This is a genomic window from Paenibacillus protaetiae, from assembly GCF_004135365.1.
Lineage (GTDB): Bacteria > Bacillota > Bacilli > Paenibacillales > Paenibacillaceae > Paenibacillus_AP > Paenibacillus_AP protaetiae.
Genome location: NZ_CP035492.1, coordinates 76719 through 96642, shown reverse-complemented (window position 1 = coordinate 96642; position 19924 = coordinate 76719). Strand labels below are relative to the sequence as shown.

Below are 19924 nucleotides of genomic sequence, written 5' to 3'. Positions count from 1 at the left end.
CGGTCTTTTTATTATTTCAGCACAAACGCAGTGCGGCTGTGCCCTTCTTTGGTTTTGCGCACTTCCAGGCATGCCGGGAATGCTTGCTTCAGCTCCTGCACGTGGGAAATAACGCCAATCATTCTGCCGCTGCGCTGCAAGTCCACCAATGCGGTTATCGCTTTATTCAGCGCTTCTTCGTCCAAAGAGCCAAATCCTTCGTCAATCAACATCATTTCGATCGAAACGCCGCCTTGAGCCGCTTGGATCACATCCGTCATGCCAAGCGCAAGGCTAAGCGAGGCGCCGAATTTTTCGCCGCCGGACAACGATTTGACGTCCCGGTTTTGGCCGGTATACGCGTCGTATACATCAAGACCAAGCCCGCTTTGCTTGCCCCTTGTTTCCAGACGGTCGCTGCGCAGCAGCATGAACTGCCCGTTGGAAAGCTCCCGCAGGCGGATATTGGCCGCATGTAAAATTTGTTCCAAATATTCGGTGAGGATATACCTTTCGAACGACATTTTGATGGCGTTATCGCCCTTCAGCATTTGGAACAGGTCCAGCACCTGCTCCAGCTGGCCCTCCAGCTCCTTCACCCGCTTCTGCGCACCCTGCAAAGCGCCGCAAAGGCGGGCGGCCTCCTGTCCGAAACGGACAGCCTGCTGCAGCTCTTCGGCAGCCGCTTCCAGGCTTTGCTTCGCTTCCGCCAGCTCCGCCTGCAGCTTACCCGTATCGGCCGGTTCCAGGCCGGCCAGCTCCCGCTCCAGCGCCGCCGCACGCTCGGCGGCGGCTTTCACGGACGCGCGGTAGTCCTGGATCCGTTTGCGCAGCGCTTCGCGCGCAGCCGGCTCCATAACCGCGCCCTCGAACGCGGCCGCATCGGCAAAACCTGCGGCTGCCAGCTCCGCCTGCAGCCGCTCCGCCGCCTCGCGGGCGGCCGTTTCCGCTTCCGCAAGCTGCTGCTCCGCTTGCGCAGCATAGGCGGCGCTTTCCGCTGCCGCCACCTGCGCCGCCTGCCGCTGCTCCTGCGCCTGCTTCCAGGCTGCGGCAAGCGCCTCGGCATGACGCCGCGCTTCCGCCAGCGCGGCGTGCACACGCTCCGGCGAGCGGTATGCCTCCGGAATCCGCTCCAGCTCTTTCTCCAGCAGCAGCTGCTTCGAGCTTCGCTCGACCGCCGCCTGCTGGCAGCTCAGCTGCAGCTGGTCCTTCACCAGCTGCTGCCGGTCCTGCTGCTGCTCAAGCCGGGCGGCCGCTTCCTTCAGCTGCTGCAGCTCGGCTTGCTGCTGCTGCATAACCGCCGTTTCATCGCGCAGCTGCTTATATTGCTGGCGGAGCTGCGCCTGGCGGGCGGTAAGATCATCCGCCGCCACTCCAAACCGTGTCAGCTCCTCCGCTCCGCGATGCCAGGTTTCACGGGCAACCGCCGCTTGCGATTTGGCGGCCTGCAGCTCGCTTTCCACATGGGCCAGCTTTGCTTTCGCCTCCTGCAGTTCCTCGCGTGAAGGCAGCCGCTCCGATACAGCCGCTTTGGCCGGGTGCTCCATACTGCCGCATACGGGACAAGCTTCGCCGTCATGCAGATGGGCGGCCAGCAAACCCGCCTGCCCTTCAATCCACGCCAGCTCCAGCTTGTCATGCTCGGCGCGCAGCTTGCCAAGTCCGGCTGCCCGCTCCGCTTCCATCGCCTCGTAAGCGGCCAGCGCCTGCTCCAGCTTCAGCAGCTCGCTTACCTGCTTGCCAAGCTGTTCCAGCTCCCGCATCTGCTCCCGCTTGTCCGGCAGCAGCGCAACGGCTTCTTCGATCAGACGTACGCGCGCCACCGTTTGCTGCCGCTGTTCGCGGGTCGCAGCAAGCCCGCTTTCCGCTTCGCGAAGCTGCGCGGCAAGCGCCTGCTCCTCGCGGGCAAGCCGCTCCGCATCGCGGCGCAGCTCGCCGATGGAAGCAACCGCAGGCGCAAGTTCGGCAAGCTTCTGCAGCTTCCGTTCCGCATCCGCACGTTCCGTCTCGCGCTGCTCTTCTTCGCGGAACCGATCCATGGCCTGCTCCAGCCGCTGCGCCGCTTGCTCCGCATGGCGGCGGCGATCCGCGCTGGCCGCACGCTTGGCGGCCTCGTCGCCTGCGGACCGGCGCGCCTGCTCGGCATATGGCACAAGCAGAGCTGCCCGCTCCGCCAGCCGGAGCCGCTGCTCGCCGCTGTCGTAATCGGCGCCTTGCCGCTCCAGTTCGGCAAGCCTTGCCCTCTCGCGGGCGAGTTCGGCGAATCTGGCGTTAAGCGTCTCCGCTTCGCGCAGCCGCTTTTCTTGCCCGTTCAGCGCTTCGGCAAGCTCCGCCTTGCGCGCTTCGGCTTTGCCCGCTTCCGCTTTATAATAAGCTTCTTCCTGTTCCAGCCCTTCTGCAACCTGCGACGCATTGTAAACCTCCTGCGCAAACGTCCGGTGCAGCCCGCTGCCTTCTCGTACCGGCAAGCTGTCCTGCGCTTGTTGCATCACCATATCAGCCCGCAGCTTTGCTTCCTTCAGCGAATCGTTTAAATCGCGGCTTTTTTTCTGGAAGCGCCCTTCCAGCCTCTGATACAGCTCCGTGCGGAAAATCCGCCTTAATATTTCTTCCTTATTGTCCGTGTCCGATGTAAGCAGCTTCCGGAACTCGCCTTGCGGCAGCATGACAATTTGGCTGAATTGGTCTTTCGTCAGCCCGATAATAGTCTCCAGCTTGGCATTGACATCGTTGATCATAAACCGGTCGACGGCCGGAATTTCCTGCCCGGAGGTCAGCTCGTACAGTTCGGCTTTGCCGCCGGTTTCGCTTTTGTTGTTCCCTTTGCGGTGCGGCAGCTGGCGGAAAATACGAAACGACCGCGTACCGACCGCAAACTCGAAATCAACCGACGTATGGGTATCGTCATCGGCAAAATGGCTCCGCAGCATCCGCGGCTCTGCGCGGTCCTCGCCGCTTGCCGAGCCGTACAAAGCAAAGCAGATCGCATCAAAAATGGATGTTTTGCCTGCGCCGGTATTGCCTGAAATGACAAACAGGCGCTGCCCGCCCAGCTCGCTGAAATCAACCGTCTCCGTATCCCGGTACGGCCCGAATGCTGTCATGGTCAGCTTTAACGGTCTCACAGCGCATCCCCCTCCTCTCGCAGCAGCTCCGCATACACCTCTTCAAACAGCTTCCGTTTGTCTTCGGATAACGGAATACCCTTTACCTCGTAATAAAAAGAACCAAACAGCTCAGCCGGATCTGCTTCCCTGCGGCTGGGCGCATCACCCGCAGCGGCGGCAGCAGCTTCCGATTCGGCCCGCACCGGCGCCCGCATCACATGAAGCGCATTCGGATAAATGGCGCGTACCTTCTCCATCGGAAATAAAACCGGATTGTCGTTCAGCAGCGTTACAAATACATAGTCATCGCTTGGCTCATGCTGTTCGATTTCTTCCATCATGCCCTGCACCCGCCGCATATCGCGCAGCGGCTTCAGCTCGCGTTTGTCGATCTGCACATCTCCGTTTGCATCCATTTCGACCACGTAATAACCTTTTTTGTGATGTTCCTCTGAAATCGAATATTTAAGCGGAGACCCGGCATACCGGATACGTTCCGAGCCTACAAAATGCGCCTGGTGCAAATGGCCAAGCGCCGTATAATGAAACGGGCTGAAATAATCGGCGTTGACATGCTCCGCTCCGCCAATAGCCAGCGGCCGCTCGGAATCGCTTGTATTCGGCTCCGCCGCTCCGCCCGGCGTGACGAAGGCATGCCCGATCAGCACATGGCGGGCTTGTCCGTCCATCCGCTCCTGAATCCGCTCTATTACGGCTCTCATTGCATCGTCATGCGAACGGATCGTCTCATCGCCAAAGGCCGTCCGAACTTGAGCCGGGTCGGCATACGGCACCAGATGAAAATGAACTTCGCCGTATTGGTCATGCAGGACAACCGGCTTTAAGGCCGCTTGCAGCTTCCCGGCCAAATACAAGCCGCGGCTTTCCATCAGCCCCGTCCCGAAATCAAGCCGGTCGGGACTGTCATGATTGCCGGAAATCGCCAGCACCGGCGTATCCAACTCCATGACGATCCGCTCCAGCAACCGGTCCAGCAGTTCCACCGCTTCTGTCGGCGGCACCGCCCGGTCATATAAATCGCCGGCAATAATGACGGCGTCCGGCTTCTCCTTCTCTATCGCTTCTATTAATTGCAGCAGCACATGCTGCTGATCTTCGGTCATATATACGCCTTGCACCAGCTTGCCTAAGTGCCAGTCAGCCGTATGGATAAACTTCATGACAACAGCCCCTTTTTTCCGGCAATTCTTCTCCTGTATTCATCATAACGAATGTGGCAATGGAGCGCTACACCGGTCATCAAATTGCCTTTATTTACAGAAGCAGCCTGTCGTTTGGCGGCGCGCAGCAGGCCGCACTAGATCGCAAAGGGCGGGCAGGGCGCTAGATTGCTAGATTTAGGCCGCTTTTGCTTCACATAACCGCCACAGTATTGAATATATTGTTTAACAAGCTGATTTTACCGTTCAACAAAGGCGAACGACATGCACTTCATGACCCCCTGTGTTTGTCTTAGGCAACATGCACCGGAAAGCTATGATCGTCCAGTTCACGGCGGCTACACCATTTGAAGGCGAGGCGGATAACTATGACTGAACCGTTGTTTATCGTGTCGCGCGAAGACTGGTCCCTCCACCGCAAAGGGTATGAGGATCAAGCGCGGCACCTGGATAAGGTACGCGAGGCCATCAAGCAGAACTTGCCCGACATTGTAACGGATGAAAGCATTATTTTGTCGGACGGCAAGCAAACGGTCAAAATCCCGATTAAAAGCATCGACGAAACCCACTTTGTGTACAACTACAACAAAAAGCAGCATGTCGGACAAGGCGACGGCGACTCGCAGGTAGGCGATGTGCTGGGAGTCGATCCGCAGGCGGCCAAAGGCCCCGGCAAAGGGCAAGGGGCGGGCGATCAGCCCGGCGAGGATTATATGGAAGCGGAAATCAGCATCGACCAGTTGGAGGATATGCTGTTCGACGAGCTGGAGCTGCCGCATCTGGAGCAGAAGCAGCGCGATCAGCTGGAAACAACCGAAGTAGTTTTTCACGATGTGCGCAAAAAAGGCATTATGTCCAACGTGGACAAAAAACGGACGCTGATCGAAAACTTGAAACGCAATGCCAACGCAGGCAAAGCAGGCATCGGCGGCATTTCGCCGGACGATTTGAGATTCAAGACATGGAACGAGGTCATTAAGCCGCAGTCCAATGCCGTTGTTCTTGCGCTAATGGACACGAGCGGAAGCATGGGCTCATTCGAAAAATATTGCGCACGCAGCTTTTTCTTCTGGATGACGCGGTTTTTGAGAAGGAAATACGAGCATGTTGAAATTGTGTTCATCGCTCATCATACGGAAGCCAAAGAAGTAACGGAAGAGGAATTTTTCAACCGGGGCGAAAGCGGAGGCACGATCTGCTCCTCGGCTTATTTGAAGGCGCTGGAAATCATAGAAAGCCGGTACCCGACTGCGAATTGGAACATCTACCCGTTCCACTTCTCCGACGGCGACAATTTGACAAGCGACAACGAACGCTGTGTAAAGCTGATCGACAAGTTGCTGGAGAGGTCCAATCTGTTTGGCTACGGCGAGGTGAACCAGTACAACCGGAGCAGCACGCTGATGTCCGCTTACAAAAATATTAGCAACAAACGTTTTATGTATTCCATCATCCGCGATAAAGGCGAAGTGTACAAAGCGTTAAAAACCTTTTTCTCCAAGCCGGCTGCCGGAGCGTAACCCGCCAAAAAAAGCTGATCGAAGCGATAGAGCTACGCTTCGATCAGCTTGTTTACAGCCATGCGTGAAGCGGTCAGCCGCCACGCATAAACGTTTCCAGATCTTTGTCGGCTTTGGACTGGTTGCATAAGCTGCAGGCACAGACGCAGTTGAGGGGCGTGGTGTGCCCACCTTTCGCCTTTGGCAGCAAATGGTCAATCGTATCGCCGTATCCTCCGCAAAAATAACACGTATAGTTGTCGCGGGTTAAAATATATTTGCGGAAGTCTTTATTGCTGAACAGCCGTTTAATCGTATGGCGGTTGACGACAACCGCCGCTTTTTCCTTCACCAGCGTAATGGCCAGCGCCTTGTCGATCTCCTGGTACCAGCGCCTGCCCTTGTCCGTTTTCCCTCTCATCCAGATGGTCCCTTGGCGGGTTTCCTTCAAAAAGCTGGTATCCGCCGGCGAATGGGACACCGGATGAAGCGCTCTGGATTTGTTGGCCCCGCGGCTCGTCAATCCTCTCGATCTTCCGCTTCTTGCGCCGGCGGACCCGGCGGCTCTCTTTAACGGGGCTGCTGCCTGCCTCATATCGTTGGGATCCAATAGCTGAATATCCCTAATGCTTTTCGTTTGATCCACTGCCGACTTGCCTGCTAACGGTTCAGTGGCCGGATAAGACGGTCCCGCAGCTTCCTGCTGCGGAGTAACTGAATGGCCTGCTTTGCCTTGCGCTTGGCGTTTGCGGCAGCTTTTGCAAGTGCCGCGCCTGGATAAAGGCCCGGAACGCCTCCCTGTTCTCCTTAAAAAATCAGACAAAGGTTTAAGCTCACGGCATTGCACGCACCTTTTAAGGGGGGATGTTCTGTAGTTGCCATGGCACGCTCCGGACAGGCGTTTAACCCGCCGGTTAGATTCACCTCTGGTTTTTTTCTTCTATTGTATCATTACAATAGCTGGACAACATCGGCACAAAGCGGAATAGACGCTTAAATGGTTATTTATACTTGAAAAGGCCGGCTGATGCGCTCCAGCGCTTCTTCCAGCACCGCTCTCGGACAGCCGAAATTCAGCCGCATAAACCCGTCCCCGCCTTCACCGAAACCAAACCCCGGATTCAGCAATACTTTTGCTTCTTTTTTTATCGTACGCTCGAGCTGTTTGCTGCTTCCCATGATGCCCCGGAAATCAAGCCATGCCAAATAAGTGCCTTCCGGCAGCCGGTAACGGACTTTCGGCAGCTTCTCCGCCAAAAAATTTTTCACAAAAACAGCGTTGCCTTCCAAATAAGCCAGCAGCTGCTCCAGCCACTCCTCGCCCTCCGGGGAATAAGCTGCCGCCGCAGCTGTAAGGCCAAGCAGGTTGGCGCCGCCTACATGAAATAAGTTCATTTCTTTATCCAGCCGTTTCTTGAGGGCCGGATTCGGCGTAATGATGTTGGATGTGGACAAGCCGGCAATATTAAACGTTTTGCTTGGTGCGGTGCAAACAATCGACTGAGCCGCGTACTGCTCGCCAAGCTTGGCGTAACATGTATGCTTATTGCCAAACAATATCAAATCGTGATGAATTTCATCCGAAACGACAAGAACGCCGTGCTTTAAGCAGATGTCCCCGACTTTCCGGAGTTCTTCCTCCGACCATACGCGCCCCACCGGGTTATGCGGATTGCATAAAATAAGCAGCTTGGCAGCCGGCATGGCAGCCTTGCTCTCCAAATCTTCGTAATCGATGCAATAACCGCTGTCCGTTTCTACGAGCTTGTTGTTCAGCAGCTGCCGGCCGTGGCCTTCAATCGTCTGCCGGAAAGGCGCGTATACCGGCTCCTGAATGATGACGCCTTCTCCCGGCTCCGTAAAGGCGCGGACAATAAAACTTAACGCCGGCACTATACCCGGCATTATAGATATCCATTCCTTCCGGACCGGCCAGCCGTGCCGTTTATCCATCCAGTAAATAACCGAGTCGTAATAAGCGTCATCCGCATAAGGATAACCAAAGATCCGATGCTCCACCCGGCTGCGGAGCGCTTCGACAACAACTTCCGGAGCCGGGAAGTCCGTGTCCGCCACCCATAGCGGCAGCGCATCTTTTGCATCCATCACCTTGTCCAGAAACTGGCTGTCCCATTTCACAGCCCTCGTTCCGGTACGGTCAATGATCCGGTCAAAATCATATTTCATCCTTATTCCTTCCTTTCCCGGCCCACGATACCGCTTGTTTGCAAATCAAGCCACAGCTTCTTGTTGCGGAATTCCTCTTCATTGCCCAGCTCCCGCCCGAACCATTCCGGCGGCTGGAACGACAATGCTTCCTGCTCGGAAGCAAATTCCGCTTCTACGGTCAGCAGCTGAAGTCCCGCGTAGTCATCCATATCGAACAGGCGGCCGTTCCGGTCCTCGACGGTTGTCCGCGTCTTCTGAAGCGGAACAAGCTCCCCGAGACCCAGGAGCTGCTCATACACTTGCCGTGAAATCGGGTATTCGATTTCTTCCCGGGATAAGCCGGTGCCGCGCTTAAACGTATGCGTATATTGTTCCGTTCCTTGGGCTTCGCCCGCTTCGACCACAAGCTTGCGGATCCGGATTTCCTGATCGCCGCTAAACGCCAGATAGGTTTGATAAATATGCTTTCGTTCAACGAGACGCAGCCCGCCGGATGCAAGCTCCGCTTCCGGGTAACGCCCGAGTAAATATTTTCGTTCAATTTCCACATTTGAGTGATTCATGCCGCAAGCCTCCTGTCAGTTGCCTGCTCCCATTATACCAATAAGGCCATGCTTCGTCCCGCCCTGCCCGCGCGAAACCGGATAAAAAAACAAAGCCGTCCGGACAGGGCCTGTTACACGGCCCGTCCGGACGGCTTCTTGCCGCCGGCGCGGTTATATTATGCTGCCTATATAAGAAAATGTCAGCTGTTTGTTTCGCTGCTGCCGCTGCTGGTATCGCCGCTTCCTGCGCCGGAATCTGCATGCGCTTCAACAAACTGCAGCGCATTATACAGCACCGCCGCCGCTTCCTCGCGGGTCACCGGCGCCTCCGGATGGAAGTTGCCGTTATCGTCCAGCGACACGATTTTATACAGCAAAGCGCGCTCAATCGTGCCTTGATATTCCACATTTATCGAATCTTCATCGGTAATCGGAATGTACATTTTAATAAGCGGATATTGTCCGGTCGACTCCAAGCCCTGCACAACATAGTGGACGAATTGCTCGCGTGTCATCGTTTGAGCCGGATCAACCGATTCCGGTATGTCCAAGCCGTTGAAATGGGCGTTGATGAAGCTTTCCGCATACCACGCGTCATTCGCCACCTTCGGGAACAACTGGTTAGCAATAGGCGCTTCCTTAAAATCAATAGCAGCCAGACTAAGGTTAAACGTTCTTGCAATAAGCGCTACGCCTTGTGCAGCGTCAATACTTGACTTCGGTTCGAAAGCCGTGCTCGTCACCCCTGTCACGATCCCTTTGTCATAAAGCGCTTCAATTTGTTCCTTGGCCTGCGATTGCCCAATATCCGTAAAGCCGGATGCCGCAAACGCGCTGCCAGCCAGCATAGATGCAGCAAGCACAATCGACGCCGAAACGGTTGAAGTTGTTTTCCATAAAGCCATGATGAGTCACCTCGTTGTTTAAATTAGCTTGCACCTGCATAGACGGCAGAAGATTATGGAAGGTTGCAGACGGGCTGTAGTATAATCGATATATTCTTTTTCTTAGTCTTGCCCGCAGCTTTGTTCCTATTACCGTTCTATCAAACGGAGGATGACTGGCGTATGTATAAAGCGATCATTGTCGACGACGAAGCCGTTGTAAGAAGAGGCCTTCGGGCTGCGATTGACTGGAACGCCTGCGGCTTTGAGCTGTTAGGCGATTATACGAACGGGCGCGAAGCTTGGGAAGCGGTTGCCGAGCTGAAGCCGGATCTCATTCTTTCCGATATCAGCATGCCGATTATGGATGGCCTTGAGCTTGCCGCTTCCGTCGCCGCCCATTACCCCTATATGAAAATGGTCATTCTGACCGGCTACGATGAATTCGAATACGCGCAGCAGGCGATCCGGCTGAAAGTATCCGATTTTATATTAAAGCCTGTCACTGCCAGCGAAATGAAAGATTTGCTCCTCAAAATCCGTTCCGAAATGGATGAAGAAGCCGCCCGCCACGAAGACATCAGCAGGCTGCAGTCGCTGCTCCGCCAAAGCTTCCCGCTTCTCAAGGAACGGTTTCTGGAACGGCTTGCCGCCGCCGGGCTCAGCCGCGAAGAGCTGAAAGAGCGGCTCGCTTATTTTGAACTGCCCGAGCTTTCCCCGCCTTATTTAATAACCGCCATAGACATTGACGATTTTAACCACGATGAATGGGCCCGCAGCGAGCTGGATGAAGAAATGCTCCGGTTAGCCGCGATTGATCTGGCCGAAGAAAGCGTCAAACATACAGCTGCCTTGCTGTTCCGCTCCCGCGAGGAAAAAATGGTGCTAATTTTGTCCGGACCATGTGAAGAACACGCCCTTTACGAGGAAGCGTTCCGCATCGCCGAAGATATCCGCCACCGGATTGAACGGTATTTGAAATTTACGGTTACGGCCGGCATCGGGCAAGTATGCCTGTCCTCCGAATATTTGCCCTCCTCTTACAAAAGCGCGCTTGCCGCGCTGGATTACCGGTTTATGTTCGGCAAAAACCGCATTATCAGCATCCGCGATATCGAAGGCAAAAAAAGAACCACCCTGCCGATCGACTGGGACGACGACCGCAAGCTTGCCGCCGCTGTCAAAGCCGGGTCGCTCCAGGACGTTCATGCGCTGATCGAGCAGCTTGTCGCCGGTCTCAAATCGGCCATGCTGCCGATCGAGGCTTGTTTCCTCTATACGCAAAAAGTCGTTCTGGCGCTGCTGGGAGCCATACAGGAGCTTGGAACCGCTGATAAGGAGATTTCATTGGACCAGGCGGGTCTTATGATGAAGGTGTACCAGCTCCATACGCTGGACGAGATTGAAAGCTGGATGAAAGAAACCGCCGGCTCCGTCATTCAGCTGATCGCCGACAACCGGAACCATTACATCACGATGCAAATTGCCCGCGCCGTGCAATATATTGAAGAGCATTATACCCTTGAAAAGCTGTCGCTGCAGGACATTTGCCGTTACGTGCATATGAGCACCAGCTATTTCAGCCTGGTCTTCAAAAAACAAACCGGCGTAACGTTTATTGAATATTTAACCCGCACGCGGATTGTAAAAGCTAAAGAGCTGCTGCAGCACAGCTCGCTTAAACTGTATGAAATCGCCGGAAAGGTAGGCTATGCCGATCCGAATTACTTCAGCATTTTGTTCAAAAAACATGCCGGCGTAACGCCGCGCGAGTTCCGGGACAGCTGCGCGCAGGAGTTAAAGCCATGATGCCCGGCCGCCGGTTTGAACCGCTGTTTCCGCTCAAAAGCATCCAGTCCAGCATCTCATTTGCTTTTTCCTGCCTTATTCTTATCATCATTGCCGTTACCACGCTTGTGAGCTACCGGCTCACGGTAGACTCCGTAGAGCGGAATTCGCAAAAATACGTCGGCGAAGTAATCAATCAGGTCAATTACAACATCCAGTCCTATATTGATAACATGGAAAACATTTCGCAGCTTGCCATGGGCAACAAGGACGTAAAATATTACATATCCTCCAATACGTTTATCGGCGATGAGGAACGGCGCTCCTACGAGAAAAAAATTTCAGATTTGTTCCAGACTATCATCCAGTCCCGCAAGGACATCGCGGATATTATGGTATTCAGCTATTATAACGGCCGGTTTGTATCTGACCGGAGGATTACCAGCTTGAATCCGTATACGAAGCTGTACAAGCAGGACTGGTATATTAACGCAATGAGCCAGGGCGGACGCTCTGTTATTACATCGCCGCATGTCCAAAATATTTTCCAGAACGAATACCGCTGGGTCGTCTCGCTCAGCCGCGAGCTGAAAAGCACGGATGGCATTCAGGGCGAAGGCATTTTGCTTGTTGATCTGAAGCTGAACGTCATAAACGATATTTGCAGCAACATCCACCTCGGCGATAAAGGCTACGTCTTTATCGTGGACAAGCAGGGCAATATCGTGTACCACCCGCAGCAGCAGCTCATATACAGCAATCTCCGCAACGAGCAGATCGCGAAGGTGCTGGCCGCCAAAAGCGGAAGCTCGTTTATGACCAGCGACAATGAAGGCAAACGGATCTACTCCGTGCAGGATACGAATTTCGGCTGGAAAATCGTTGGCGTCGCGTATACGGACGAGCTGATCGTCAACAAGGAAGCGATCCGCAAGTCGATTATTTGGTACGCTCTCTTCGGCATTACGCTGACATTGCTCCTGTCGATTTTGCTGTCTCACCAGCTCTCGCGTCCCATCAAAAACTTGCGCCGCGATATGAAGCTCGTTGAGAAGGGAAACTTCAATATTCAGACCGAGATCGGCGCTATGAACGAAATCGGCCAGCTTGGCCGCACATTTAATTTGATGGTTGGCCAAATCCGCAACTTGATGCAGGAAATAATCGTAACGCAGGAGCATAAGCGGAAAAGCGAGCTGCAGCTGCTGCAATCGCAAATCAATCCGCATTTTTTGTACAATACGCTGGATTCCATCGTCTGGATGGCGGAGCAGAAGCAGCATGAAGAAGTCGTGCTCATGACCTCAGCCTTGGCCAAGCTGTTCCGGGCAAGCATCGCGAAAGATCAGGAGCTTGTTCCGATTCAGGTGGAGATCGAGCATATTACCAATTATTTGCTCATCCAGAAAATGCGCTATGAAGAGCAGCTCGATTACCGGATTGAAATTGCGGAGCACATCTCCGCCTACAAAACGTTAAAAATATTGCTGCAGCCTTTTGTTGAAAACGCGATTTACCACGGAATCCGAAACATTGGCGAATCCGGCCTTATTATTATCCGCGGCGAGGAAAAGGACGGCGCTATCCGGTTCGAAGTCGAAGACAACGGCTTTGGCATGACCGAAACCCAATTGAAACAGATCTGGAACCCGCCGCATCCTTCCGAGCATCCTTCCGCCAAACGCGGCGGCATCGGCATCGCCAATGTAAATGAACGGATCAAGCTGTATTTCGGTGATGCCTACGGCGTTCAAATTCGGAGCGAACTCGAGCGCGGCACTATCATTACGATTACGATCCCGAAACTTGAGTAGCAAAGGAGCTGCTTCATTAATGCGCATGCAACGCCTTCTTATAGCCGCCGCTTTGCTGCTTGTTGCGGTTTCGATTTATGCGGCATTTTCGTTCAAGCTGTTTCAAGCATCGGAACGGGTAAGGACCATTACCGTCATTTTAAAATCAAACGATATGAACTCCAGCTTCTGGCAGACCGTACGCGCCGGCGCGGAAGCGGCAGCCAAGGAAACCGGCGCCAACGTCAGTATCGTCGGCCCGCTGCAGGAACAAAATACCGGCTCCCAAATCCAGCTGCTGGAGGAAGCGGTTAAGCAAAAACCGCAGGCGATTGTCATCGCCCCCTCCAACGACCGGAAACTGCTTCCGGCCTTGGATAAAGCGCATCAAGCCGGCATCAAGCTCGTGGCGATGGATTCACCCGTCGAGCTGGATCACTATCAGCCAGTTCTCGTATCCAACAACCATGTGGAAGCCGGCATGAAGGCAGGAGCCGAAGCGGCAAATGAAAACGGCGGCCGGCCGGTCGTCAGCATCATTAGCGATACGCCGGCTTCTCCCGTCTCGGCAGCCCGGGAAAAAGGCATTTTGTCCGCTATTGCCGATTATCCGGACAGCTATTACGACACCTATTACGCCGGCGGTACGGAAGACGGCGCGTATGAAGCGGTCAAAATTCTGATGGGCAAAAATACAAACGTCAATACCGTTATTACGCTAAACGAAACAACCGCGCTTGGAGCGGCCAAGGCGTTGAAGGAGCTGGGCAAGACGGAAAGCACCCGGCTTATCGGATTCGACAGCTCCATCTATCAAATACAGCTGATGGAAGAAGGAACGATGGATGCCCTTATTGTGGAGAAACCGTTTAATATGGGTTATCTGGCTGTTAAAACAGCGGTAAAAATGATCGACGGCGAACGGGCCGGCATAACGCTGATCGATCCTCAGGTTGTAACGAGAGACAATATGTATAACCCCGAAAACCAGAAGCTGCTCTTCCCGCTTACCGGCAACTGATGAATCCTGAATCCGCATATTTCCGATTACGTTCCAACACGAATGAGGTGAGTCCTTGAGAATCGTACGAACAGCCTTTGCAGCCTGCTTGGCGGCCGCTGTATTCAGCTGTCTGCTTGGCGCATGCTCAACCGGCGAAGAACAGAGCAGTCAGCCCGCTTCCCCTTCCGGCAAAAAATCATTGATCCGCTTTGTCGCCTCCGAATACAGCACGGAAACAAAGCCGGTGTTAGAAAAGCTGGTCAGCCAATTTATGTTCCTGAATCCGGATATCGACGTAGAGCTGCAGGTCGTCAACTGGGATATTCTCGACGGCATCTATACGATGATGATCAGCAGCGGCGACCCCCCTGACCTGCTGAACACGAATGTGTACGCGCATTTTGCCAAAGACGGCCTGCTGAACGACATGGACGCCATCCTGTCTCCCGAGCTGAAAGCGAAGTTTTATCCGAATATGGCGGAAATTGACCGGTACAACGGCATTCAATATGCTATTCCGTATGTAGCGACGACACGCAAGCTTTATTACAACAAAGATTTGTTTGCGGATGCCGGCATAACGAAATCTCCCGCCACCTGGTCAGAGCTGGAGGCGGACGCTGCCGCGATTACAGCGAAGGGAAAAGCTTACGGATTTGGCCTGGATTTGACCGACAACGAAACCCAAGCTTATTTGTCATATGTATTTCTAGGCTCCGGCGGGGGCTGGATGAACAACGGGAAGTGGACGATCAACTCCCCTGAAAATGTCGAGGGGCTGGCTTTTTTTAAAAAGCTGTTTGATGAAGGGTTAACCGATCCCGAACCGACGGTAACTACACGGGATGAAAAACAGCGGGTGCTTGGCGACGGCAAGCTTGGCATGATGATTTCCGGCAATTATTTTACATCCGTTGTGCCGCGCGAGTTTCCCGGGCTGAAATGGGGGATGGGGCCGATTCCGGTCAAAGACGGGCAGCCGCCGATTTCGTTTGGCGTACATGATGTGCTAGTGTCATTTAAAACAAACCACACGGATAAAGAAGCGCTCGGCAAATTTTTGGACTTTCTGTACAACGATGCCAACTATGAAGAAATGGTACTGCGCGAAGGATTTTTGCCGGTGACACGTACCGTTGGCGATCAGATGTCCGCAGCTGACGAGGTGATGGCTTCCAATTTGGACGCTTTAATGAAAGCAAGCTTTTATCCCGTGCAGCAGCCGGAATGGCAGGCCGTGCTCGACCGGGCGCGCAAGCTTGGGACGCCGTCTTGTATGACGGCTTAAGCCCTCAAAATGCGCTGGATCAGCTGCAGCAATTTGCATTGGACAAAAGCCGGTAAAAAGGACGGAACAGCGCCTCGGGACAGACGCGGATTCCAGCTTTGTTTCGTAATACAACTACCTCTTCTTTCGTACATATACAGTATCAGGTGGTTCTGTCGAACGAAAGGAGTGGGATCGATGAGTGAGAGATTAGAGAAGCTCGAGTCGCGGCTGTCCAAACAGCACCATAAAGATTTATTTCTGCAGACCAAACATACGCTGGAGGTGATTGACAACTTAGCCGAGCAGCACCGGTTGTTTACGTCGATGCAGGCGATCAGCGGCGTCAAAATTATCGGAGGCGAAGAGCAGCTGTTTTACGAGACCTTGAATCAGGTGAAAGAACGTATTGTCACGATTTTAGAGAAAACGCTGGAGGATTTGGAGCATAAAGGGGTTAAGCAATATACTAAAAACTTCACGGACGGCGTGGAATAAACAATGAGGGGCGTCTCCGCCGGCTTAATCGCTTTCGGGGCGCCCCTTTCATTGAATGCGTTACCCTTTCAGCAGACCTGCATGGATCAAGCCGTTGCGTACGCCGCCTTCATTCACGTCGGTCGTGACGTAATCGGCATACGGGAGCAGGTCCGGGTGGGAATTGCCCATTGCGATGCCCAGGCCAACAACCTCGAGCATTTCCTTGTCGTTCAGCCCGTCGCCAAATGCTACCGCTTCTTCTTTCGTCAGCCCCAGCTTATCGAGCAGCGCTTCAATGCCCTGCGCTTTGGAGCCGCCGGCCGGAAGCACGTCCATCGCCTGCGGGTGCCAGCGGATGAGCTTCAGCTCGTTAAGAAGCGTTTCGTACAAGTGTTCATCCTGGCTTTCGCAGTGCAGGAATACTTGGAAGATGTCATTGGTTTTCCAATATTCCGGATTGTAGCCCGGCATGTCCACCTTCAGCGACATAACCGAATCCGTAATAAACGGATGGTCTTCCGTATCGGCAAAAAATTCGTGCTCGCCTTCAAAAACAAGCCCGTGCTGATGCTCGCCAGCCAGCTTGACAAGCGCTTCAAGGCTTGTTTTGGGAATGGTGCGGGAATACAGCGGCTGCCCTTTGTATACGACGTAACCGCCGTTTAACGTTACGAAGGAATCAATGCCTGCCTGCTCGGCGAGCGGTTTAATAAAATAAGGCGCGCGTCCGGTTGCGATCACCGGCTCCACGCCGCTTGCTTTCAGTTCAGCAATCGCCTGCAGCGCGTCGGCAGGAATTTGCTTGTCCTCGTTCACAAGCGTTCCGTCGATATCGAAAAAAACAATTTTATAACTCATTTCGTTATGGCTCCTCTTCTATCTCTGATGTGTAACCGCCCTATCCTGCGGCTTGTCTCTATTGTTGTCTAGTATACGGACAGAAGTGCCGTTATGTCTACAATTCCAGCCAGTAAAAATTGTGCAGACGCCTTGCGCCAGCCTATTCCAACCCGTTTGCAATTTTCCAGAACGCCGGTTTCGGCTGATGGTTCGCGTCGAATACAAACGGCCAATTGCGGCGTCCGCGGACCGGAAAATCGTTCAGCCACGTATAGTCGTCAGCAGCTCCCCAGAAAGTAACCGCCGTCAATACTTCTTTAAATTCGCGGAACAAACCGAAAATCTGCTCATAACGTTCGGCCTGCCGCTCGATCATCTCGGCGGACGGCGCGGTAAGGCCGGTGCGGCGGTCAGCTTGGTCAAATACCGAAATGTCCAGCTCCGTAATTTGCAGCTGCAGCCCAAGCTCGGCGTACCGCTCAAACGCTTCGCGGATCATACCGATAGTTGGGCCATGCAAGTTCCAATGCCCCTGCAGTCCGATGCCGTGAATCGGCACCCCTTGGTTTTGGAGTGATTGGACAAGCCGGATGATATGATCCCGTTTCTCCGGATTGCATTCATTATAATCGTTATAAAACAATACCGCTTCCGGGTCCGCTTCATGCGCAAACCGGAATGCGTTTGCGATAAAATCTTCCCCGGCCAGCTCCAGCCATTTGGACTGGCGGAGCCGGTCGCCTGATTGATCCTCCACCGCTTCGTTGACGACATCCCAGCCGTACACCCGGCCTTTGTAGCGCGACACAACCGCTGTAATATGCTCCTTCATGCGCGCAAGCAGCGTATCCCGGCTGGCTGGCGCGCCGCCTTCTCCTTCAAATACCCAGTCCGGCGTCTGATTATGCCATACAAGCGTATGGCCGCGCAGCTTCATGCCGTTTGACGCCGCAAAATCGGCAATCCGGTCGGCCGCTTCCCATGCATATACGCCTTCTTGCGGATGAATCCGCTCAAACTTCATATCATTTTCCGCTGTCAAGCTGTTGTAATGCGCAGCCAAAAGCTCCTTTTGCGACTCCATCGTACGCAAATTAACGGCGGCGCCAATGTCGAAATACGGCAGGTAAAGTTCCTTAAGCGATGGAACCGGCGCTTGCGGGCGGCTGTTATCGTAAGTCATGAACGTAACCCTCCTTATGCTTAGAAGAAACAGCATTTTTCGTTCCATTATAAGGAACCGTCCGCTTACATGCCTCTCAACAAATGCGCTATATGCTACGATTCCTGCGCTTTTGGTTTAGAGCTGTGGTTCGTTCTGCAGCTTCGTCTTGCAGCTTGAGCAATAAATATCGTCTACGGAGCAGCCATAGCCGCATTCCGGGCATGCCAGAACTTCATAAGGCCGGTCTGACAGTTCGTCCGTTATAACGTCAATGCCGTCCAGCTCCGCCCGCTTTTCGAGAATAAGCCGGATCTGACGGACATCCTGCGCGAGCTTACTGTCATTCATCGCCCACATGATGACGCCGTATAAGATGAAAAAGAAAATAGCAGCAAAAAATAACCATAAAATAACGGCAATAACCACGTTCTTCAACCCTTCCCTGTTTCAAGTTAAATATATTCCATTATATGTAACATTTAACATGTTAATAGCTTGATGCATTGAATTCCCTTTCCGCCCTAGCGCCAATCAAAAAAGCGATTGCTGCTCTTTCGATAAGGAAACGCTTCTCCCGTTTGCGTACAGTGTATCCATCGGCCGTTTTTACAAAAAAGATAATAACAAAGAATTCATGGAAGATATTCAATAGTCCGTACGGCTTGTTCTCTTTATGATGGACTTAAGCGCAGTTGCAGCGCGATTTGACATCTAAAAGGAGGGTTTGGTTTTATGCGATTTAAAAAATGGACTTCGCTGGGAATCGCCATACTGCTCGTCTCCGTCTTCCTCTCTGCCTGCGGTTCCAACAACGGCTCGAACAACAGCGGCTCGAGCAGCGAACCATCGCCGTCGCCTTCGGCATCTGCTGAAGCATCAGCAGCCCCTTCAGCCGACGCCAGCGCGACTCCGGACGCAACGGCTACAAAGCTGACAGGCGATTTTGAAATCCAATACTTTGTTGGAGGATATGGCGACGCATGGTGGAAAAAAGTGGTTGATGACTTTCAAGCCGCCAATCCTGACCTCAAAATTAAAGTTTCCGCCGGTCCAAAAATTAACGAGCAAAATAAACCGCGCTGGATTGCCGGCAACCCGCCGGATTTCGTGTACATCGACGGCCCTGAGCTGAACGACCGCCAAATGGTCGAAGACGGCCAGCTGGAAGATTTGACGGACTGGATCAAAACAGCCAAAAACATTGACGGTTCGCCGATTCTGGATCTGCTTGCCCAGCAGCCGCAGCAATACGACGGCAAAATTTACAACATTCCGCTTGTGCTGAACTCGTGGGGCATTTTCTGGGATAAAGCGCTGTTCCAGCAAAAAGGCTGGACGGAACCAACCGACTTCCAGTCATTCCTGGATATAAGCTCCAAAATTAGCGCCGACGGCGTTACACCGTTTATCCATACCGGCAAATATCCTTATTACATTAACGGTGCATTCCTGTATCCGGCGATCGTATCGAATAACAACGACGATTATACGATTCTGCAGGATATGGCCGCCAACAAAGTCGAAGCGTATGAAAGCCCGGCCGTGCTGGCTGCGCTTAATCAAATCGTGGAGCTGCGCGACAAAGGCTTTATCGACAAAGCGTCGATCCAAATCAACCATACCGACTCGCAAATGATGTTCCTGCAGCACAAAGACGCCTTTATTCCAAACGGCCTCTGGCTGCCTAATGAAATGGCCAAAGACGTGCCGTCCGGCTTCCAATTCGGCTTCATTCCGTCCATAACGCAAAAACCGGGCGGCAAAGTTGTAGCCAATACGTCAACCGCAACGGTTGCAATCGCGAAAAATGCGAAAAACAAAGATGCAGCCAAAGCGTTCCTGCAATTTATTTTCTCCGCGGCGCAAGCGTCGCAATGGGCAGAGCTTAGCGGTGCTCCTTCCAACATTAAAGGCGACATCAGCAATTCGAATGCGCCAAGCTTTGTGAAGGACGCAGCAAAATATTTGACCTCGCCGGACACGGTCGTCATCCCGACGATTACGTTCAGCGCCGACGTTGACAAAGCGATGCAGGATGCAACGGATGCATTGACGATCAGTAAAATTACGCCGGAGGAATGGGTCAAACGCGTAACGGACGCCGTGAAAAAAGTAGCCAAATAAAACAGCGAAATCATGAAACAGGGATCGCCACAGCCAAAAAGGCGGAGGAAGAAGCGGACGCTGGCAGTCCGCTCTGCCTCCGCCCATTTACAGAAAGGAC

General features: G+C 53.5%; 16 protein-coding genes. 7 read left to right on the top strand and 9 right to left on the bottom strand.

Annotated features, from left to right (window positions below):
• Positions 1–11: 11 nt before the first annotated feature.
• A complete protein-coding gene (locus tag ET464_RS00380; RefSeq protein ID WP_129437247.1) occupies positions 12–3104 on the bottom strand; it encodes an AAA family ATPase in 3093 nt (1030 codons plus the stop codon).
• Positions 3101–4267: an exonuclease SbcCD subunit D gene (locus ET464_RS00375; protein ID WP_129437245.1), complete on the bottom strand. Its 1167-nt coding sequence runs from the start codon at positions 4265–4267 to the stop codon at positions 3101–3103. The genes ET464_RS00380 and ET464_RS00375 overlap by 4 nt, the downstream gene beginning before the upstream one ends.
• Positions 4268–4635: 368 nt before the next feature.
• On the opposite strand from ET464_RS00375, the gene yhbH reads away from it, so the two are divergent.
• The gene (gene yhbH, locus ET464_RS00370) at positions 4636–5787 is read left to right on the top strand and encodes a sporulation protein YhbH (protein ID WP_129437243.1); all 1152 of its coding nucleotides are present in this window, start codon (positions 4636–4638) and stop codon (positions 5785–5787) included.
• 73 nt (positions 5788–5860) lie between these two features.
• On the opposite strand, the gene ET464_RS00365 is transcribed toward yhbH, so the two are convergent.
• From ET464_RS00365 to ET464_RS00350, 4 genes are all read right to left on the bottom strand, one after another.
• A complete protein-coding gene (locus tag ET464_RS00365) occupies positions 5861–6412 on the bottom strand; it encodes an HNH endonuclease (RefSeq protein WP_244226604.1) in 552 nt (183 codons plus the stop codon).
• A gap of 359 nt (positions 6413–6771) precedes the next feature.
• Positions 6772–7953 carry a MalY/PatB family protein gene (locus tag ET464_RS00360; protein WP_129437241.1) on the bottom strand — a complete coding sequence of 394 codons (1182 nt, stop codon included), beginning with the start codon at positions 7951–7953 and terminating at the stop codon, positions 6772–6774.
• 2 nt (positions 7954–7955) lie between these two features.
• Positions 7956–8498: a CYTH domain-containing protein gene (locus tag ET464_RS00355; RefSeq protein ID WP_129437239.1), complete on the bottom strand. Its 543-nt coding sequence runs from the start codon at positions 8496–8498 to the stop codon at positions 7956–7958.
• A gap of 182 nt (positions 8499–8680) precedes the next feature.
• Positions 8681–9385 carry an S-layer homology domain-containing protein gene (locus tag ET464_RS00350; protein ID WP_129437237.1) on the bottom strand — a complete coding sequence of 235 codons (705 nt, stop codon included), beginning with the start codon at positions 9383–9385 and terminating at the stop codon, positions 8681–8683.
• 162 nt (positions 9386–9547) lie between these two features.
• Here ET464_RS00350 and ET464_RS00345 point away from each other — a divergent pair, with 162 nt between their 5' ends.
• The 5 genes from ET464_RS00345 to ET464_RS00325 all read left to right on the top strand — a co-directional run bounded on the left by ET464_RS00345 (position 9548) and on the right by ET464_RS00325 (position 15713).
• Positions 9548–11173 carry a response regulator gene (locus ET464_RS00345; protein ID WP_129437235.1) on the top strand — a complete coding sequence of 542 codons (1626 nt, stop codon included), beginning with the start codon at positions 9548–9550 and terminating at the stop codon, positions 11171–11173.
• Positions 11170–12966, top strand: a complete 1797-nt coding sequence (locus ET464_RS00340; protein WP_129437233.1) for a cache domain-containing sensor histidine kinase — start codon at positions 11170–11172, stop codon at positions 12964–12966. Before ET464_RS00345 ends, ET464_RS00340 begins: the two co-directional genes overlap by 4 nt.
• 19 nt (positions 12967–12985) lie before the next feature.
• A complete protein-coding gene (locus ET464_RS00335; protein ID WP_165279856.1) occupies positions 12986–13966 on the top strand; it encodes a substrate-binding domain-containing protein in 981 nt (326 codons plus the stop codon).
• Between the two features lie 55 nt (positions 13967–14021).
• Positions 14022–15236 (top strand): ABC transporter substrate-binding protein, encoded by a 1215-nt coding sequence (locus ET464_RS00330; RefSeq protein WP_129437229.1) that lies wholly within the window; start codon positions 14022–14024, stop codon positions 15234–15236.
• Positions 15237–15413: 177 nt separating this feature from the next.
• A complete protein-coding gene (locus ET464_RS00325; RefSeq protein WP_129437227.1) occupies positions 15414–15713 on the top strand; it encodes a hypothetical protein in 300 nt (99 codons plus the stop codon).
• 60 nt (positions 15714–15773) lie between these two features.
• Here the strand turns inward: ET464_RS00325 and ET464_RS00320 are convergent, their stop codons facing one another.
• The 3 genes from ET464_RS00320 to ET464_RS00310 form a co-directional block, all read right to left on the bottom strand.
• Positions 15774–16553 (bottom strand): Cof-type HAD-IIB family hydrolase, encoded by a 780-nt coding sequence (locus ET464_RS00320; protein ID WP_129437225.1) that lies wholly within the window; start codon positions 16551–16553, stop codon positions 15774–15776.
• A gap of 142 nt (positions 16554–16695) precedes the next feature.
• Entirely contained in the window at positions 16696–17718 is a 1023-nt protein-coding gene (locus ET464_RS00315; RefSeq protein ID WP_129437223.1) for an endo-1,4-beta-xylanase, read from the bottom strand.
• Between the two features lie 117 nt (positions 17719–17835).
• Positions 17836–18135: a hypothetical protein gene (locus ET464_RS00310; RefSeq protein WP_129437221.1), complete on the bottom strand. Its 300-nt coding sequence runs from the start codon at positions 18133–18135 to the stop codon at positions 17836–17838.
• Between the two features lie 297 nt (positions 18136–18432).
• Here ET464_RS00310 and ET464_RS00305 point away from each other — a divergent pair, with 297 nt between their 5' ends.
• Complete coding sequence (locus ET464_RS00305) at positions 18433–19824, top strand: ABC transporter substrate-binding protein (RefSeq protein WP_129437219.1); 1392 nt, start codon at positions 18433–18435, stop codon at positions 19822–19824.
• The last annotated feature ends 100 nt before the right edge of the window (positions 19825–19924 follow it).

Excerpts from the sequence above, each read along its gene's own strand:
- ET464_RS00320 (WP_129437225.1), bottom strand. The coding sequence starts at position 16,553 with ATGAGTTATAAAATTGTTTTTTTCGATATCGACGGAACGCTTGTGAAC.
- ET464_RS00335 (WP_165279856.1), top strand. The coding sequence starts at position 12,986 with ATGCGCATGCAACGCCTTCTTATAGCCGCCGCTTTGCTGCTTGTTGCG.
- ET464_RS00340 (WP_129437233.1), top strand. The coding sequence starts at position 11,170 with ATGATGCCCGGCCGCCGGTTTGAACCGCTGTTTCCGCTCAAAAGCATC.
- ET464_RS00360 (WP_129437241.1), bottom strand. The coding sequence starts at position 7,953 with ATGAAATATGATTTTGACCGGATCATTGACCGTACCGGAACGAGGGCT.
- ET464_RS00305 (WP_129437219.1), top strand. The coding sequence starts at position 18,433 with ATGCGATTTAAAAAATGGACTTCGCTGGGAATCGCCATACTGCTCGTC.
- yhbH (WP_129437243.1), top strand. The coding sequence starts at position 4,636 with ATGACTGAACCGTTGTTTATCGTGTCGCGCGAAGACTGGTCCCTCCAC.
- ET464_RS00355 (WP_129437239.1), bottom strand. The coding sequence starts at position 8,498 with ATGAATCACTCAAATGTGGAAATTGAACGAAAATATTTACTCGGGCGT.
- ET464_RS00375 (WP_129437245.1), bottom strand. The coding sequence starts at position 4,267 with ATGAAGTTTATCCATACGGCTGACTGGCACTTAGGCAAGCTGGTGCAA.
- ET464_RS00315 (WP_129437223.1), bottom strand. The coding sequence starts at position 17,718 with ATGACTTACGATAACAGCCGCCCGCAAGCGCCGGTTCCATCGCTTAAG.
- ET464_RS00345 (WP_129437235.1), top strand. The coding sequence starts at position 9,548 with ATGTATAAAGCGATCATTGTCGACGACGAAGCCGTTGTAAGAAGAGGC.
- ET464_RS00350 (WP_129437237.1), bottom strand. The coding sequence starts at position 9,385 with ATGGCTTTATGGAAAACAACTTCAACCGTTTCGGCGTCGATTGTGCTT.
- ET464_RS00325 (WP_129437227.1), top strand. The coding sequence starts at position 15,414 with ATGAGTGAGAGATTAGAGAAGCTCGAGTCGCGGCTGTCCAAACAGCAC.